Origin of the sequence: Methanohalobium evestigatum Z-7303 (assembly GCF_000196655.1) — an archaeon.
GTDB lineage: Archaea > Halobacteriota > Methanosarcinia > Methanosarcinales > Methanosarcinaceae > Methanohalobium > Methanohalobium evestigatum.
Genome location: NC_014253.1, coordinates 1,879,835 through 1,895,650 on the forward strand (window position 1 = coordinate 1,879,835; position 15,816 = coordinate 1,895,650).

18 protein-coding genes and 2 tRNA genes are annotated in these 15,816 nt (G+C 35.1%); 10 read left to right on the forward strand and 10 right to left on the reverse strand.

The window, feature by feature from the left end:
- Positions 1-135: 135 nt before the first annotated feature.
- From METEV_RS09360 to METEV_RS09370, 3 genes are all read right to left on the reverse strand, one after another.
- The gene (locus METEV_RS09360) at positions 136-507 is read right to left on the reverse strand and encodes a response regulator (protein WP_157197333.1); all 372 of its coding nucleotides are present in this window, start codon (positions 505-507) and stop codon (positions 136-138) included.
- A gap of 542 nt (positions 508-1,049) precedes the next feature.
- A complete protein-coding gene (locus METEV_RS09365) occupies positions 1,050-1,679 on the reverse strand; it encodes a hypothetical protein (RefSeq protein WP_013195266.1) in 630 nt (209 codons plus the stop codon).
- 216 nt (positions 1,680-1,895) lie between these two features.
- Positions 1,896-2,240 carry a transcriptional regulator gene (locus tag METEV_RS09370; RefSeq protein WP_157197334.1) on the reverse strand — a complete coding sequence of 115 codons (345 nt, stop codon included), beginning with the start codon at positions 2,238-2,240 and terminating at the stop codon, positions 1,896-1,898.
- A 296-nt stretch (positions 2,241-2,536) separates the two neighbouring features.
- Here METEV_RS09370 and nifS point away from each other — a divergent pair, with 296 nt between their 5' ends.
- From nifS to METEV_RS12755, 5 genes are all read left to right on the forward strand, one after another.
- Positions 2,537-3,715: a cysteine desulfurase NifS gene (gene nifS, locus METEV_RS09375; RefSeq protein WP_013195268.1), complete on the forward strand. Its 1,179-nt coding sequence runs from the start codon at positions 2,537-2,539 to the stop codon at positions 3,713-3,715.
- 22 nt (positions 3,716-3,737) lie between these two features.
- Positions 3,738-4,145: a Fe-S cluster assembly scaffold protein NifU gene (nifU, locus tag METEV_RS09380; protein ID WP_049891297.1), complete on the forward strand. Its 408-nt coding sequence runs from the start codon at positions 3,738-3,740 to the stop codon at positions 4,143-4,145.
- 25 nt (positions 4,146-4,170) lie between these two features.
- Entirely contained in the window at positions 4,171-4,974 is an 804-nt protein-coding gene (larE, locus tag METEV_RS09385; protein WP_013195270.1) for an ATP-dependent sacrificial sulfur transferase LarE, read from the forward strand.
- Between the two features lie 289 nt (positions 4,975-5,263).
- Positions 5,264-5,962 carry a transposase gene (locus METEV_RS12750; RefSeq protein ID WP_232216849.1) on the forward strand — a complete coding sequence of 233 codons (699 nt, stop codon included), beginning with the start codon at positions 5,264-5,266 and terminating at the stop codon, positions 5,960-5,962.
- A gap of 123 nt (positions 5,963-6,085) precedes the next feature.
- A complete protein-coding gene (locus tag METEV_RS12755) occupies positions 6,086-6,421 on the forward strand; it encodes a transposase (RefSeq protein WP_232216850.1) in 336 nt (111 codons plus the stop codon).
- Positions 6,422-6,496: 75 nt separating this feature from the next.
- Here the strand turns inward: METEV_RS12755 and METEV_RS09395 are convergent.
- The 4 genes from METEV_RS09395 to METEV_RS12585 all read right to left on the reverse strand — a co-directional run bounded on the left by METEV_RS09395 (position 6,497) and on the right by METEV_RS12585 (position 8,618).
- Positions 6,497-6,567, reverse strand: a tRNA-Cys gene (locus METEV_RS09395).
- Between the two features lie 84 nt (positions 6,568-6,651).
- On the reverse strand, positions 6,652-7,740 hold the full coding sequence (thiI, locus tag METEV_RS09400) for a tRNA uracil 4-sulfurtransferase ThiI (RefSeq protein WP_013195272.1): 1,089 nt from the start codon (positions 7,738-7,740) through the stop codon (positions 6,652-6,654).
- 96 nt (positions 7,741-7,836) lie between these two features.
- The gene (locus METEV_RS09405) at positions 7,837-8,454 is read right to left on the reverse strand and encodes a sulfide-dependent adenosine diphosphate thiazole synthase (RefSeq protein ID WP_198008193.1); all 618 of its coding nucleotides are present in this window, start codon (positions 8,452-8,454) and stop codon (positions 7,837-7,839) included.
- Entirely contained in the window at positions 8,409-8,618 is a 210-nt protein-coding gene (locus METEV_RS12585; protein ID WP_198008142.1) for a hypothetical protein, read from the reverse strand. The genes METEV_RS09405 and METEV_RS12585 overlap by 46 nt, the downstream gene beginning before the upstream one ends.
- A gap of 208 nt (positions 8,619-8,826) precedes the next feature.
- On the opposite strand from METEV_RS12585, the gene METEV_RS09410 reads away from it, so the two are divergent.
- The 4 genes from METEV_RS09410 (at position 8,827) to METEV_RS09425 (ending at position 11,695) form a co-directional block, all read left to right on the forward strand.
- On the forward strand, positions 8,827-9,033 hold the full coding sequence (locus METEV_RS09410) for a heavy-metal-associated domain-containing protein (RefSeq protein ID WP_013195273.1): 207 nt from the start codon (positions 8,827-8,829) through the stop codon (positions 9,031-9,033).
- A gap of 67 nt (positions 9,034-9,100) precedes the next feature.
- Complete coding sequence (gene epsC / locus METEV_RS09415; RefSeq protein WP_013195274.1) at positions 9,101-10,078, forward strand: serine O-acetyltransferase EpsC; 978 nt, start codon at positions 9,101-9,103, stop codon at positions 10,076-10,078.
- A gap of 21 nt (positions 10,079-10,099) precedes the next feature.
- Entirely contained in the window at positions 10,100-11,035 is a 936-nt protein-coding gene (gene cysK, locus METEV_RS09420) for a cysteine synthase A (RefSeq protein ID WP_013195275.1), read from the forward strand.
- A gap of 249 nt (positions 11,036-11,284) precedes the next feature.
- Positions 11,285-11,695, forward strand: coding sequence for a universal stress protein (locus METEV_RS09425; RefSeq protein WP_013195276.1), 411 nt, complete (start codon positions 11,285-11,287; stop codon positions 11,693-11,695).
- A 164-nt stretch (positions 11,696-11,859) separates the two neighbouring features.
- Here the strand turns inward: METEV_RS09425 and METEV_RS09430 are convergent, their stop codons facing one another.
- The gene (locus METEV_RS09430) at positions 11,860-12,393 is read right to left on the reverse strand and encodes a hypothetical protein (RefSeq protein WP_013195277.1); all 534 of its coding nucleotides are present in this window, start codon (positions 12,391-12,393) and stop codon (positions 11,860-11,862) included.
- Positions 12,394-12,771: 378 nt separating this feature from the next.
- Here METEV_RS09430 and METEV_RS09435 point away from each other — a divergent pair, with 378 nt between their 5' ends.
- Positions 12,772-14,379 (forward strand): BCCT family transporter, encoded by a 1,608-nt coding sequence (locus METEV_RS09435; protein ID WP_013195278.1) that lies wholly within the window; start codon positions 12,772-12,774, stop codon positions 14,377-14,379.
- Positions 14,380-14,547: 168 nt separating this feature from the next.
- Here the strand turns inward: METEV_RS09435 and METEV_RS09440 are convergent.
- A tRNA-Gln gene (locus METEV_RS09440) sits at positions 14,548-14,623 on the reverse strand.
- Between the two features lie 91 nt (positions 14,624-14,714).
- Positions 14,715-15,809, reverse strand: coding sequence for an OBG GTPase family GTP-binding protein (locus tag METEV_RS09445; protein WP_013195279.1), 1,095 nt, complete (start codon positions 15,807-15,809; stop codon positions 14,715-14,717).
- Between the last annotated feature and the right edge of the window lie 7 nt (positions 15,810-15,816).

Consider the following 15,816-nt stretch of genomic DNA (forward strand, 5'->3'; position numbering starts at 1 on the left):
CTTTTATCCCACACTTTACGAGATAAAAAAACATCAACTACTGTATTGTTGGTCTTAAAAATCTGTTTGTTAACATTATGGCCAAATGTCTAAAACGGTTGTAAATGAATTTAAATACAAATGGATAGCAAATACTTAATCTAAAAACTTTTTAATTTTATCCTCGAAATCATCAACATCTAATGGTTTTGGCAAGTATTCATCGCAACCAGCATTTAGGAATTTTTCTCTATCTCCTTCCATAGCATAAGCAGTTACCGCGATTATTGGAGTATTTTTTACATTTGGTTTTTCTTTAAATTTTGATAAAAGCTCCAGACCATCTATCAACGGTAACTGGATATCTAATAATATTAAGTCAAGTTTATAATAATCTACTTTTTTAAGAGCTTCAAGACCATTTTCTACATTTATTATATTATAACTGTCCGAATCAATTAATTCAATAAAGTCATTCATTAATTGTCTGTTCAATTTATTATCTTCGATAACAAGTATATTGTGCATAACACACCCACTACAATAAGCACTTTTAAACATCCTGATTATGTCAAGACTACATATAAATATTATTGATTTATGTAAGTTAATCCTTTCTGTTTTAAAAAAGCCCAAACTCTCCAAAATAATAATGCAGAAAAACCAAAAAAATGGTTAAAATCAGCAAAGTACAATAACTCCTGATTTTAAACTTATATAAGGCTTTAAAATTTTGGACGCCTTTATAATATTTTACGCTGGAAAAATGATTGCATCATTTATTATATATATTTATATCACCTATTGTAGGTATAGATTACAGATGTAGAGAATGAAGGGAAACTCTACATCTGTTAAAAAGTAGTGGATGAGCGGAGTTTATGGTTGAGTGGGGTTCAACCATCAGGCAAATGCTGGTTAAAGGTATTAAAGTAGCCTTATCTATCCAATCTGTATAATTTTATAATTTAAGGGGGTTATTTACAGATTGGATAGTAAACATTTTGCCTACAATTTCAAACTTTTTAAAATATTCTACTATTTCTGTATTTATCCAATATAAACCATATTCATTTTATTCTCCATTGTTGTTCAACAGGCAGAAAACTTTTGATAATATTTGTAGCAAGGTTTTTTTCCAGATGATTGGTATATGCATTTAATGATATAAGCCCCTTAGTAGAATCTTTCATACTAAGTGCTCCCTGCTTTATATATTCACCGTTTTTTGATTCATTACTGTAAAACCGTACAGTCGGATTTTCACCTTTTTTAAAACCCTTGTAGTATTTAGTATCACCTTTTGAAGAGTAAAAATAAAAAGCTTCAATACTTGCTGTTGAATAGAAAGGAGTATACAAAATATCAGAATTCCTGATTGTTACAATAAAAACAGGTTTTTGATACTTGTTTTTGAATTCATCTATTTGGGATATCTGCATCCCTGCATTATTAAAACCCTTTATTATCTCAGAGCCCATACCTTTTGATATGCTGCCGTTACCATCAATATACACAAATACTTCTTTTGAAAAATTTATACCAGTATTGTTAGTAGAATACGAATTGGACTGGGTATTAGAATTAGTCTGACTTGTAGCAGCTTTAAAATCCAGAAGCAAAAAAGCTGATATTACAACAACCACGACCAATAAAAAAATCAGCATATTTTTTGAAGTAATAAAAGACTTGTTTGGCATAGATACACCCCCATAATATCAGAAAGATATCATACATATTTAGTTATTGCTTATAAAGATTACTTAAACACATTAATAATCCCATCTGTAATTTTGCTGTAACCTAACTAAGAATATTTAAAATTTTTTACAGGTTGATTGAGGTCACAAGGTCACAGTTATTTACAAGTTATTAAATTCAAAAGGAAGAAAAAAGTACCGGCTAATATTAGATATTTAATTGACCAGTGATACATTATTATTTGAACTGGTAGGACAGCCCCCATCGTTGCTTCTAAGCTTTTTACAGATTTCACATATTTTATCGGACACATCATCTACAGTTCCTTTCTGAATTTCAGATGCAAGCTGTGATATAGAATTTTTAATATCCTCATCGAATTCAATACGATATCCTCGTTTTTTGGTTATATATTGCGAAACAGCAGAGGGCGCCATATCAAACAATTCTGCAACTTTACGTTGAGAAACTCCATTTTTAACCAGTTCTGATGCAAGTGCTGCTCGGATAGCAGGAAGAACATCCCATACTATTACCTGACATGGTGTATTCATTTTCATTTTATCACTTGATTATTTTAAAGGATGTAAACAATAACCCACAGAAATGCAGATACATAAAGTTTTATATCATCTGGCATATAATTTTTGGCTATATATAAAATATACTAAATACCGCAAATTTTCAGCGTTTATATTAAACATCCCTTACCACAACGTTTAAACCACATTAATTATACAGATGATATTCACAATTGTGATAATATACTTATAAACATCTAGTGGTATAAAGATTTTGGCTAACCAACATTAAATTATAACTAATTTGAAACCGATAATTGATAATGAGGTTGTTTATGCAGAACAGTGAAGAAGAACAAAAATTGGTTTATATGGACCATGCTGCTACTACATCTACAGATCCAGAAGTAGTAAATGCAATGGTTCCATATTTTACAGAATATTTCGGAAATCCATCATCACCATACACCATTGCAAAAGAATCAGAAGAAGCAATTGAAAAAGCAAGGGAAAAAGTAGCAAACGCGATAAATGCTAAAACCGACAGGGTGTTTTTCACAAGTGGAGGGACTGAATCTGACAACTGGGCAATCAAAGGAGTTGCCTTTGCAAACAAAAATAAAGGAAACCACATTATAACTACTGCTATTGAACACCATGCAGTTCTACACCCATGTGAGTGGCTTGAAAAACAGGGGTTTGATGTTACATATCTACCAGTTGATAAATATGGACGTGTAAGTGTAGATGATGTCAGGGATGCAATAACAGACCAGACTATACTTATTACCGTAATGTTTGCAAATAACGAAATTGGTACCATTGAGCCGATTGAGGAAATCGGTGAAGTTGCAAGAGAGAATGGTGTATATTTCCATACTGACGCAGTCCAGGCTATAGGTCAGTTGCTCGTTGATGTAGAAGATATGAACATCGATTTGCTATCATTATCAGGTCATAAATTCTACGGACCAAAAGGCACTGGTGCACTTTACATAAAAAAAGGTGTAAAAATTGACAATTTCATGCACGGGGGAGCACAAGAAAAACAGCGGCGTGCTGGAACTGAAAATGTTCCCGGAATAGTTGGATTAGGGGAAGCTATAGAACATGTCACCAGTGATATAGAAAACCATGCAAAAAGGATGCAATCTCTACGTGATCGCCTTATAAACGGACTTTTGGAAATACCGAAAACACATCTTTGCGGTCACCCAACAGAGAGGTTGCCAAATAATGTTAATATTGTTTTTGAATATATAGAAGGAGAATCAATACTTCTTATGCTTGATTCATATTCAATTGCAGCATCTACAGGAAGTGCATGTACATCCGCATCACTTGAGCCATCCCATGTACTGGTAGGTTGCGGTCTGCCGCATGAGATTGCTCATGGTTCACTTCGTCTCTCACTGGGTAAAGAAAATACCGAAGAAGATGTGGATTATGTGCTTTCAGTAGTACCAAATATAATCGAACGGCTACGTTCAATGTCACCTATGACTATAAAATAACAAAGAGGAATATTTTATGGCAATGTACAGTAAAAAAGTAATGGACCATTTCATGAACCCAAGAAATGTAGGAGAAATGGAAAATCCCGATGGAGTGGGGGAAGTTGGTAATCCGAAATGTGGAGACATTATGCGAATGTATCTCAAAATAGAGGATAATATAATACAGGATGCAAAATTTATGACCTTTGGATGCGGTGCAGCAATCGCATCAAGCAGCATGGCTACAGAACTTATAAAAGGAAAAACACTGGAGGAAGCATGGGATGTTTCCAACAAAGCAGTTGCTGATGCACTTGAAGGACTACCATCAATAAAGATGCACTGTTCAGTTCTGGCAGAAGAAGCCATCCATAAAGCTATTAACGATTACCGTCAAAAACAGAACCTTCCACTGTGGGGAGAAAAAGAAGAAGAAAAACCAGAATGATCAACTAAAAACATTCAGAGTAAAAATGACCCTTTATGAACCAGTAGATACACTGAAAGAGGTTATCGCTAAAAAAGGACCGATGGTTATAGCGTTTTCAGGCGGTGTTGACAGCAGTCTGCTTTCTCTGCTTGCAAAAGAAACACTCGGCAACCAACATCTGTGCATACTTCTTGATTCACCGCTTGTTCCCCAACACAGTATAGAACAGGCTAAAAAAATATCAAATGAATTTGATTTAAATTTTGAAATATTACCGTTTAAAGCTCTTAACAAATCCGGGATAGTTGATAACCCAAAAGATAGATGTTATCATTGTAAAAAGGCTTCATCACAATTATTAAAATGCTATGCATTAAATAAAGGGTTTAATTGTATAGCTGATGGTACAAACCTTTCAGACCTTGGTGAATATCGACCCGGTCTTGCCGCCGGGGAAGAAGAAAATATAGCACATCCGTTTGTAGATGCAGAAATAAGTAAACCAGATATCCGAAAAATCGCAAAAGAAAGGGGCTATGATTTCTGGAATTTACCATCATCATCATGCCTTGCTTCCCGGATACCATACAATGAAATCCTTACAGAAGATAAACTCAAAAAGGTTGACAAGGCGGAAAATCTACTATCTTCATTCGGATTTACACAGGGTAGAGTTAGGTTACATGGCAAGGGTGCAATAGCCCGAATAGAAATATCGGATAAAGAGCTGGAGTCCTTTTTAAATTACAGAAAAAATGTAGTATCAGAACTTAAAGACCTTGGTATAACCTATATAACAGTCGATATAGAGGGTTACCGCAGCGGTAGTATGGACGAGATTCTTTAAATAACGATGAATATGTTAAAAAAATCAACTGTTTAACAATAGATGATAATGGTTGTAGTAAGTCCAAGTAATTCAATTGAAGGGTTAACCTGTACAGACCCAATACTTACAAGAAATGGTTTGATTTCAGGTGTAAGTTCCAAATCAGAATTATCAATTTCATATATATATAGTATACTTTATAAGTAAAATATATAAGAATTGATAACAGAAAATATAATCAGTTAATCAATTATATTCATCATGGAGATTGTTATGGTAAAAAGAACCGAAACGATATACCTAAATTATGATAAAAAACCTTAGCTGGTTGTGTCATATTTCCAAGAACTTATACAACCAGGCAAACTTCATAGTTAAACAATCTCTAAATGATGAAGGTGATTGGGTAAGATACGAAGAACTAAATAAACAGTTAAAAGGTACTGAAAATTATTCTGTTTTACCCACACAAACAGCACAACAGACACTAAAACTGATGGATAAAAACTGGAAATCTTTCTTCCAATCAATTAAAGACTGGGGAAAGAACCCAGAAAATTACTATTCAAAACCCAACCCACCAAAATATAAAAAGAAAAATGGCGAAAATATTCTAACTTTCACAAACCAACAGTGTAAGATAAAAAATGGAGTCCTCAAGTTCCCGAAGAAAACGAACCTGCAAGTAGAAACTCGTCTTACAGATGACACTAAACTAAATCAAGTTCGAATTCTTCCTATGGGTGTTGGTTATAAGTGTGAAATTGTTTACGAGAAGGATTTAGAATCACCAAATCTAAACGAAGAAAACATCGCCAGTATCGACCTGGGAATTAATAATATCGTCACTATGGTGAATAACATCGGTGAAAAACCGATTGTTATTAAGGGCGGAGTCGCAAAATCAATAAACCAGTTCTACAACAAAAAAGCTGGAAAACTAAAATCCATTTATGATAAATTAGGCATCAAAAACAGCAAAAAACTAGAAAAAACTATACCATAAATATAAACTGAAAATCAATGACTTCTTCCATAAAGCAAGTAGAAGGATTGTTGATTTTGTGTCAAACACAACATCGGCACACTAGTCATTGGATATAACGAAGGGTGGAAGCAAGAAGTGTATATGGGTAAACGCAATAACCAAAAGTTTACACAGATTCCATTTCATAGACTTCTTGAACAACTAAAATACAAAGCCGAAGATGTTGGATTGAAAGTGATTGAGCAAGAAGAATCCTATACATCGAAGTGTTCGTTCCTCGATGGTGAACCAGTTGAGAGAAGGACTTCTTATATTGGTAAAAGAATTAAAAGAGGGCTTTTCCGATCATCTAACGGCACTATAATCAATGCCGATGTAAATGGTGCCTATAATATTATGAAAAAAGTAATCCCTGATTTAGATGGGATAGAGGGTGTAGCGTTACACCCGGTGAGTATATCTCACGAATGTAACTGATAATAAAATTAGTTATCTAATGTTACTAAGTTTATCAATTACAATGACGTTGATTCATCCTATTTCAGTTAAAAATGCAGGGGTGAGAATCGAACTCACGTAACCCCCGATCTGCAGTCGGACGCATAGCCACTCTGCCACCCAACCATCTGGATTTCACATGTGTGAACATTTAATGCAATGGTTTTGTAATATATAAAAATTGTGAATATGGCAAATTATACCTAAAACTACTCATTATACAGGTTTTCAAAAGATTTTACAATATCTAATTTAGCTTTAGTCGCTGGTTTTTCAGGAACAGCTCCGCAACCACCGGTAGATATAGTAGATAATGAGTATGTTCCTATCCTGCGTGCAATATCAATTACCTCTTCTTTATCAAAACCGATTAGCGGTCGATAAACTGGTAGATTTGTAGCTTCATCCAATACATAAAGATTGTCAAGTGTTTGAGATGCAACCTGACCAAGAGAATCCCCTGTTACAATACCCAGTGCTTTGTATTTATTCGCTAAATCTTCTGCAATCCGGTATAACCGACGTTTACATATAAGGCAGGTGTATTTATCAGAATTATAATGTTTGAGTATTTTTTTAGCAGTGTAGAGATAATCATCGCCAATTACTTCAAGTTCTATACCAGGTTGATATTGCTTGAGAGCATCCACAACCTTAAATGCACGTTCTTTCCCTTTTTCTCCAAGATATGGGTCTATGTCCACATAGATGGGTATAATACTGCATCCACGTTTCATCATCATATAAGCAGCAACAGGTGAATCAATACCTCCAGACATTAAAGCAACAAGGCTACCCTCAACACCAAGAGGTATGCCTCCGGGACCTGCTATTTTTTCAGAAAACAGATAACAATCACTGTCTCTTATTTCTATAAATATCTCCTTTTCTGGGTTATCAAGGTCAACCTTAAGATGTGGATAATGTTTCCTTATTAAATTACCCAGTTCTCTTGCTTTATCCTGAGATGAAAAATCATGAGCACCTACACGTTTGATACGAAGTGCAAAAGTTTGCACATCACCAAAGTTTTTGTTTTCACAATATTCAAGTAAACATTTACTTAATTCATCGAGTGGACAATAGATACAGGGAGAATATGATCTTATACCAAAAACATTTTTTAGCTTTTCAGGCTCTACATCACCATAAAGCCATATCCTTCCTCTTTCAGTTTTAACATGGCAGTTAGGGATATGTTTTTGTATATTATCTACAAGTTTATTGACCCACCGTTTTTGTACATGGTTTGATTTTAAAAAAATCTCTGAGTATCTCACAAGCCAGTAATCGGTCACTGAAAAACCTCCGTTCCAATATAATAATAAATAAATCAGTATCAGAATAATACCAGCAAATAAAATAATTCGTTTAATTACAATTAAGAAAAACGATTATTTACTATTTACCACTTTTTCTGCAATTTCTGCAGCTTTTACACCCGAATAAAGCATTCCTCCAAATGTAGGTACCATTCGCGGCAGTCCAAATGCAGTTGCAACCGACATTCCGGTTACTATAAGTCCCGGATATATCTCAGAAGTTTGTTCAACAATAGCATTTTCAGATGGTTCTACATGCATCCCATCAAATCCTTTCAAATCAATATATCCCTTTGATTTCAAAGTTTCCGCTACTACAGCATCATGACCTGTAGCATCAATAACACATTTTGATTCAAGAGCTACTGGATCCTCACAGGTTATCGCTCTTGGAAGTGCTGATACCGGTGTCCAGTTTGTAACGATACCTGCTACACTATCATTTTTAAGGACTAAATCATCAAATTTATTCATGTTAAGGAGAAATGCTCCTGAATCACAGGCTGATGATATCAGTTTTGAACAGGCAGATGGTGCATTAGCAACATAGAGTCCATCTTTTACTTCTTCATATGAAACACCAATCTCATCAAGGAGGTTTTGACCGGGGTATCTTACAGTAAGTTTGTTCATAAGGTAGCCGCCTACCCAGTATCCTCCACCAAAGTAATTATTGATTTCGATAACCAGTGTTTTAAATCCTTTTTTGCCAGTATTCTGGCAACCATTAAACCGATTGGTCCACCTCCTACAACAATAACATCACTGGATGTACAGGATAAGATTTCGCTGGTAAAGTTTTCTATTATAGCATTTGTTACATCTTTTTCTGATATTTTTGCAAACTCTTTCATATTTATTTCACCTCTAATGATATCAAATATATTAAATATGTGAATTCACAATCGTGAATATGATATATATAATTTTGGCAGACATCACCAATATACTTATAAAAACAACCCATATAACATTCCAATAAATTTTTATAATAGACTGTCAATTCACAGTGTGAATTAAATATTTATACCCCCTATTCCGTATTTATAGAGGTGATTATTCATGAGTGAAGTAACAATAAAAATAGAAGGAATGAAATGTGCTGGTTGTCAGGAAAATGTTGAAAATGCTCTGAATTCTGTTAACGGAATATTATCAGTAAATATTAATCTTGAAGAAGGTAGTGCTACAGTTAATTACGACCCTGAAAAAACAGATATTGATAAAATCAAATCAGCAGTCTCAAATGCAGGCTATAAAGCTAAATAAAAGATGAAAACCCTATATTATAATTGTAAATTGTAACAAATAACATGGTTTATTACAGGAACTTCATATGACAACCAGCAATACAGAACAAAATACAAATTCAAACAAATGCATGATTATTGGAGATGATGTCAAAAGTGAATACAGGGCAGAAATTCCAAATGTTGTTGACACGATAGTGGAAAGTTGTTCCAGAAAAGCTTGTTTTGAGCATGTTGACGCTGCGATAATCCCATCAAGAGATGCTGTCATTGAAATTATTGATATTACAAGACGTATATTGTATCCAGGATATTTTGAAAATCAGGTGATTGACAGAGCAAATTTATCATATCAACTTGGGGGAGAAGTTAATGACCTTTTTGAAAAACTTTCCAAGCAAATAACTAACAGTATCATGCATGATTGCCAGCGTTATGGTGAGAAATGTTCTCAATGCCACTCCCGTGGAAAAAAAGAAGCCCTTGATTTTTTGAAAAAAATACCCGAATTACGTGAAGTTCTGGCTTCTGATATTCTTGCCGCTTATGAGGGCGACCCAGCTGCCAAATGTTATGACGAAATAATATTCAGTTATCCCGGTGTATTAGCAGTAACTATCTACCGCATTGCACATGAGTTATATAAACAAAACATTACAATCCTGCCGCGTATTATGACTGAATATGCCCATAGTATTGTAGGTATTGATATTCATCCCGGTGCTGAAATAGGAGAACATTTTTTTATAGACCATGGTACTGGAGTAGTCATAGGTGAAACTTGTCAAATCGGAGACAGTGTTAGAATTTATCAGGGAGTAACACTGGGAGCTATGAGTTTTCCTAAGGATGAAACTGGAAACATGGTACGTGGCCATAAACGCCATCCTACAATAAAAGATGATGTTATCATTTATGCTGGTGCTACTATACTGGGTGGAGACACTGTGATCGGTGAACGATCGGTCATAGGAGGTAACGTTTGGCTTACAAAATCAGTTCCTCCAGATAACACCGTGATTATAGAAGAACCTAAATTAATCTATAAAAAACACCGTAAATAAATATTCAGGGAGGGGGTTAAAATGAAGAACATATATACAAATATTACAGAAACAATTGGAAATACTCCGCTTATACAGCTAAACAATATAACAAATAACTCTCAGGCAACAATAATTGCCAAACTTGAATCCTTTAATCCTTTAAGCTCAGTTAAGGATAGAATAGCATATAATATGATAGAATCCGCTGAAAAAGACGGATGTTTGACCAGTGACACTGTTATTGTCGAACCCACATCAGGAAACACAGGAATTGGCCTGGCTTTTGTCTGTGCCTCCAAGGGGTACAAGTTGATTCTTACAATGCCTGACACTATGAGTGTAGAAAGGCGAAAAATCCTCAAACTATTTGGAGCGGAAATTGATCTCACACCCGGCTCAAAAGGCATGAATGGAGCAGTTGAAAAAGCAAACCAACTGGCAAATGAATACGATAAGGCATTTATACCCCAGCAATTCATGAACCCTGCAAACCCGGAAATACACCGCAAAACTACAGCTGAAGAAATCTGGAATGATACCGAAGGTGATGTAGATATACTTGTAGCTGGTGTGGGCACAGGCGGAACTATCACAGGTGTTGCAAATGTTATAAAAGAAAGAAAACCTGAATTTAAAGCCATAGCTGTTGAACCTGAAGATTCACCTGTTTTATCCGGCGGAAGTCCTGGCCCCCATAAAATACAGGGCCTTGGTGCTGGATTTGTACCAGATATTCTGGATATCAGCCTTGTAGATGAAATCATCCAGATTAGTAATGATGAATCCTTTGAAACAGCCAGAGAATTGGCTAAAAGAGAAGGTATCCTTGCAGGAATTTCATCTGGTGCAGCTCTCTGTGCAGCGTTAAAAATTGCCAAAAAACCTGAAAACAGAGATAAAACAATCGTGGTAGTTCTCCCAGACACTGGTGAACGCTATTTGAGTACTCCTATGGCTGATTTTGAAGATATCTAAATTTGTTACCTTACAAAAATATAGAAAATAACTGATGTAGAATTCTTGAGATTACTTAGTTGAATGGATGCCTTCATCATTAATTTTTTATATATTAAATCATTTTTTGTCGTTTGTATATTAATAGTAATGTTTCCTTTTTATAATAACCATTAACTGATACAACCTTATTTTTGTATAACCAAAAAACTGTGTTAATAAAAGATATATACAGTGATAAACCTAATTTTATAGGGGGAGTACAGATTTATGAAAACACATTATAATAAAATGTTGATTGCTACGGACGGTTCTGATAATAGTGAAAATGCAATATATAGAGGAATTGAATTTGCAAAAATCACAGGTGCCAAAGTTTATGCTATCTATGTACTGAATACTGGTACTTACTTTGATGAACCTGTATTCGATAAACAAAAAGCTCGCAGATATACAACCGACCATGTCGAAGATATCGGCAACAATAATGGGATAAATGTTGAATCCGTTGTTATTATTGGAAACCCTGCTAAAGAAATTATAGATTTTGCAGAAAAAAATGAAATCGATCTTATCGTTATGGGTTCGTTGGGCAAATCAGGTGTTGTAAGGTTTTTACTTGGCAGCGTCTCAGATAATGTTTTAAAACATGCCAGTTCGGAAGTACTTATTGTTCCCTAAAATAAATTAGTACAATAACATTAAAAATATCAAAATGAAAATAATTGTAATAGCACTGATAAAACTATCAGTTTATAATTTATTCTATGGAGAGTCTCCTGAAAATTTATAACAATAATAAGTTATAAGACTAATGGTTTTTAATTTTAAAACTTTTGACTGTTTTATTGTAGAGATTTTTGTTTTGTTAGTATCGTATCTGTATCCTCTTTTGACAATCCAAGTTCATCTGCCACTTTCATAATATATTCTTTATACTCTTCTTCCTCTTTATCTGTAAACACATCACAATAATAAGATACCCATTTAACATAAGCCTGATCATCTTCCATCCATGACCTGTTTCTTATCGACCACAATATATAATCAATCACCAGTTTAAATTCATGATGAGTTATGGGCTTTTCATTGATGGTATCTTTTAGGTTCTCAATAATATCTCTTTCCAGACCACTAAATGATTCAATACCTTTATCGTAATTGTTTTTTATATTAAGTAGTACTGTAATTACATCATCATCTTTTAATTCCGGATTTTTTTCACAATAATAATGCGCAATCGAAAATTCTACAGCATCCAAGTATACATCATATTCTTCTTCAACATTAAAAAGGCTTTCAAGTTCCTCTACATCTGATGTATCGGACACAAGGATGTTACTTAACGGTTGACCATCATCTTCTTTTTCGGTGTCCATAGATATAACCCCTTTCTATTATGTTATTATGTGTCCATTTCATTGGGTATAAATATATTGTCTCAAATAATCCACAGATAAAAAGGAGTAGGGTTTGATAGTATTAGTAAGGATAGCACTTTCACAAAATAACTATAAACTGACAATTATTAATCGATTTTTAAAAAATATATTTTTAATTCAATCAAATACAATATTTATATATCGTCAACTAAGTTTCATTTAAAGTGTTTACATTAAAAAATTAGTTTAAAATAGTTGGTTAAAAATAATAGAATATATGAGTATCCCTTACCTAAATAACCGACAGATAAATGCTGTTATTCAAGTTAACCGGTTTTTAATCTATTAATTTTATACAATAATCGAGGTAAAACAATGGTACGCAAACAGAAAGGATTGAGCTCATTTACAGATACTCTTAAAACACCTACATTTTTGGTTTCGATTGCTTTGGCAGTCGGATTTGTTATTATCGGGATTGTATTCCAAGAACCATTTAGTGATAGAATGGATTTGACATTCAATTGGATTGTAGATACTCTGGGATGGACATTTATTCTTGGAAGTAGTACATTCCTGTTTTTGATTGTATATTTGATGTTAAGCCCAATGGGAGATATAAAACTCGGAGGGGATGATGAAGAACCTGCTTATTCATATATGGCATGGTTCTCCATGCTGTTTAGCTGTGGTATGGGTATAGGTTTGCTTTTTTGGGGTGTCTCAGAGCCTATCTTACACTACATGGTGCCACCACTGGGCGAGGGAGGAACGAATGAAGCGATTTATACTGCTATAAGGTACTCTTTCTTCCATTGGGGTTTTCATCCATGGGCTATATATGCAGTTGTTGCAGGATCACTGGCGTACTTTTCATATCGAAAGGGGCTTCCAATGCTGTTAAGCTCATGTTTAGAACCCATTCTGGGTCGCAAGGGTATCGATGGTCCCTGGGGTATAATCATTAATACAATCGGTGTCCTAGCAACATTATTTGGTATATCCACTACACTTGGACTGGGTGTTATACAGATAGGAGGAGGTCTGGAATCCTTATTTGGAATACCCAGCAACTCCATACTTTGGCTTTCCATAATTACAGTTGTTACCATTTTGGCAGTTATGTCCACTGTAACAGGTATCGATAGAGGTATAAAATGGCTTAGTGAAATAAATATAACTGCTGCAGCACTATTGCTTATTTTTATATTAATAGTAGGTCCTACACTATTTATACTTGATTTGTTCACTCATTCCATTGGGGAATATTTACAAAATTTCCTCTTTATGTCATTCAGTATAGACCCTGCAGGTGTTAGTCCTGAAGGATGGCATGGTGATTGGACTATCTTCTACTGGGCATGGTGGATTGCCTGGTCACCTTTTGTTGGTTCGTTTATAGCAAGAGTTTCAAGAGGAAGGACAATACGCAGTTTTGTAATCGGTGTCATGCTTGTACCTACTCTTGTCAGTATGATATGGTTCAGCGTATTTGGAGGAGCTGCTTTGTATATCCAACACTTTGGCGCAGCAGGTATTGGTGATGTGGTTGCCCAGGATGAAGCGTTAGGATTCTTTACAGCGCTCAGCCATTTCCCGATATCAGGTATACTTATAGCAGTAGCCATGATTTCTGTGGCGGTATTCTTCATAACGTCATCAGACTCGGGGACATATGTTATCGGTATGCTTACCTCAAAAGGCAACCCTAATCCTCCTCTCCCACTGCGCATTATCTGGGGAGTTATGGAAGGTGCGTTTGCTGCAATTCTACTTCTTGCTGGAGGATTGGCAGCCCTGCAGACCGCATCTCTTATTGGAGGATTCCCGTTCATGATAATTATGGCATTAATGCTTTACTGTCTTGTTATCTCTCTAAGAAAAGAGTTGCATGAGGGCACACTACCATTTGAAAGGGCTAAACTTGAATCGTTATTCAGTGAACTAAGGGAACTAAAAGAGTCAGAAACAAAAAACGAATGATTTAAACAACCACCTACTCTGGTGGTATCTATTTTTTATGCAAAAATACTCAAAAACAATATGAAAATTAATCATATTGTTCACTAGTTACAGCATTTTATTGGTAATTAAAAATCCATTTCCCAGTAAGTTAAAACTACAAAATACAGGCTTTTCAAAAATAAAAAATGGTAGTCCCGGGCGGATTCGAACCGCCGTCGCAGGCTCCAAAGGCCTGCAGGATTGACCGCTACCCAACGGGACTACTTTGCCTTATACCATACAGACACACTAATACTTAATTGTTATGCAAATTTCAGGACATGATCCTGAAAGTTTTCATATTATAAAAAATATTATTTTTGGATTATAAGGCTAAGTATGTCCTTATCATGCAATACATGATCGATTCCTGCTCTCTGACCGGGATGCTTTGCTGATGAGCCCCATATTCTTGCGTATCTGAATTTCTTTTTAAAATCCCTATGGAGGCTTTCACAAACATCCTCTACAGTAGAACCTTTTCTTATAATCATTGGTTCTTCCAAATCTGCAGATTCTCCTTGGGGCTTCATATAAACCCTTATAAAATCAATCGATGAAAAGATTCCCTCTTTTACACCTTCTATATTCATCTCCTGGTCTGCAGATATCATAATAGCTTCAGGGAAAGTCTGTACACAATATTCTATTGTACCCTCGTCAGCCAAATCCACTTTATTAATTATCGGCAATCCCGGTATATATACTCTGTTTTCAAGCACTGCATCTATAAGCTGGTCTACTGTTATATTCTCCCTGATTAAAACATGTGCATTATGAATCTTGTATTCGCCAAGGACCGTTTTTATAGTATCAACTGAAAGATAATCAAGGTCTACCGTACTGTCTACAATTACGCCTCCACGATCCATTCTCTTTATTGTAACATCAGGTGGATTTTCATTAATACGAACACCCGCATCGTACAGTTCCTGTTTCAATACATCATACTGATATATCTGGAAAACGTCCAGAATAAAGACTACAAGGTTTGAGTTTCTAATAACCGATATTACTTCCTTTCCTCTACCTCTTCCCGATGCGGCTCCTTTCACAAGTCCCGGAACATCCAGCATCTGTATTTTTGCACCCTTATATTCCAGTACACCGGGTATTACCTCAAGTGTTGTAAATTCGTAATCTGCTACTTCAGACTGTGCTCCTGTTAATTTATTTAAAAGGGTGGATTTACCCACTGATGGAAAACCAACCAGCGATACTGTAGCATCACCAGATCGTTTTACAGAGTATCCTGCTCCTTTGGATTTACCGGATTCCTTTCTCTCTGCCTCATCCCGAAGACGTGCAAGCTTTGCCTTGAGCCGACCTATGTGATGAGATGTTGCCTTGTTATATGGGGTATTTTTTATTTCTTCCTGTACTTTATTTATCTCTTCCTGTATACTCATTTTGTAC

What these genes read in the sequence shown, in the direction of transcription:
- METEV_RS09425 (WP_013195276.1), top strand. Translation starts at nt 11,285, where the DNA reads ATGAAAACACATTATAATAAAATGTTGATTGCTACGGACGGTTCTGAT.
- METEV_RS09410 (WP_013195273.1), top strand. Translation starts at nt 8,827, where the DNA reads ATGAGTGAAGTAACAATAAAAATAGAAGGAATGAAATGTGCTGGTTGT.
- nifU (WP_049891297.1), top strand. Translation starts at nt 3,738, where the DNA reads ATGTACAGTAAAAAAGTAATGGACCATTTCATGAACCCAAGAAATGTA.
- nifS (WP_013195268.1), top strand. Translation starts at nt 2,537, where the DNA reads ATGCAGAACAGTGAAGAAGAACAAAAATTGGTTTATATGGACCATGCT.
- METEV_RS09360 (WP_157197333.1), bottom strand. Translation starts at nt 507, where the DNA reads ATGCACAATATACTTGTTATCGAAGATAATAAATTGAACAGACAATTA.
- METEV_RS09370 (WP_157197334.1), bottom strand. Translation starts at nt 2,240, where the DNA reads ATGAAAATGAATACACCATGTCAGGTAATAGTATGGGATGTTCTTCCT.
- epsC (WP_013195274.1), top strand. Translation starts at nt 9,101, where the DNA reads ATGACAACCAGCAATACAGAACAAAATACAAATTCAAACAAATGCATG.
- larE (WP_013195270.1), top strand. Translation starts at nt 4,171, where the DNA reads ATGACCCTTTATGAACCAGTAGATACACTGAAAGAGGTTATCGCTAAA.
- METEV_RS12585 (WP_198008142.1), bottom strand. Translation starts at nt 8,618, where the DNA reads ATGAAAGAGTTTGCAAAAATATCAGAAAAAGATGTAACAAATGCTATA.
- METEV_RS09445 (WP_013195279.1), bottom strand. Translation starts at nt 15,809, where the DNA reads ATGAGTATACAGGAAGAGATAAATAAAGTACAGGAAGAAATAAAAAAT.
- cysK (WP_013195275.1), top strand. Translation starts at nt 10,100, where the DNA reads ATGAAGAACATATATACAAATATTACAGAAACAATTGGAAATACTCCG.
- METEV_RS09430 (WP_013195277.1), bottom strand. Translation starts at nt 12,393, where the DNA reads ATGGACACCGAAAAAGAAGATGATGGTCAACCGTTAAGTAACATCCTT.
- METEV_RS12750 (WP_232216849.1), top strand. Translation starts at nt 5,264, where the DNA reads ATGATAAAAAACCTTAGCTGGTTGTGTCATATTTCCAAGAACTTATAC.
- METEV_RS12755 (WP_232216850.1), top strand. Translation starts at nt 6,086, where the DNA reads ATGGGTAAACGCAATAACCAAAAGTTTACACAGATTCCATTTCATAGA.
- METEV_RS09435 (WP_013195278.1), top strand. Translation starts at nt 12,772, where the DNA reads ATGGTACGCAAACAGAAAGGATTGAGCTCATTTACAGATACTCTTAAA.
- METEV_RS09365 (WP_013195266.1), bottom strand. Translation starts at nt 1,679, where the DNA reads ATGCCAAACAAGTCTTTTATTACTTCAAAAAATATGCTGATTTTTTTA.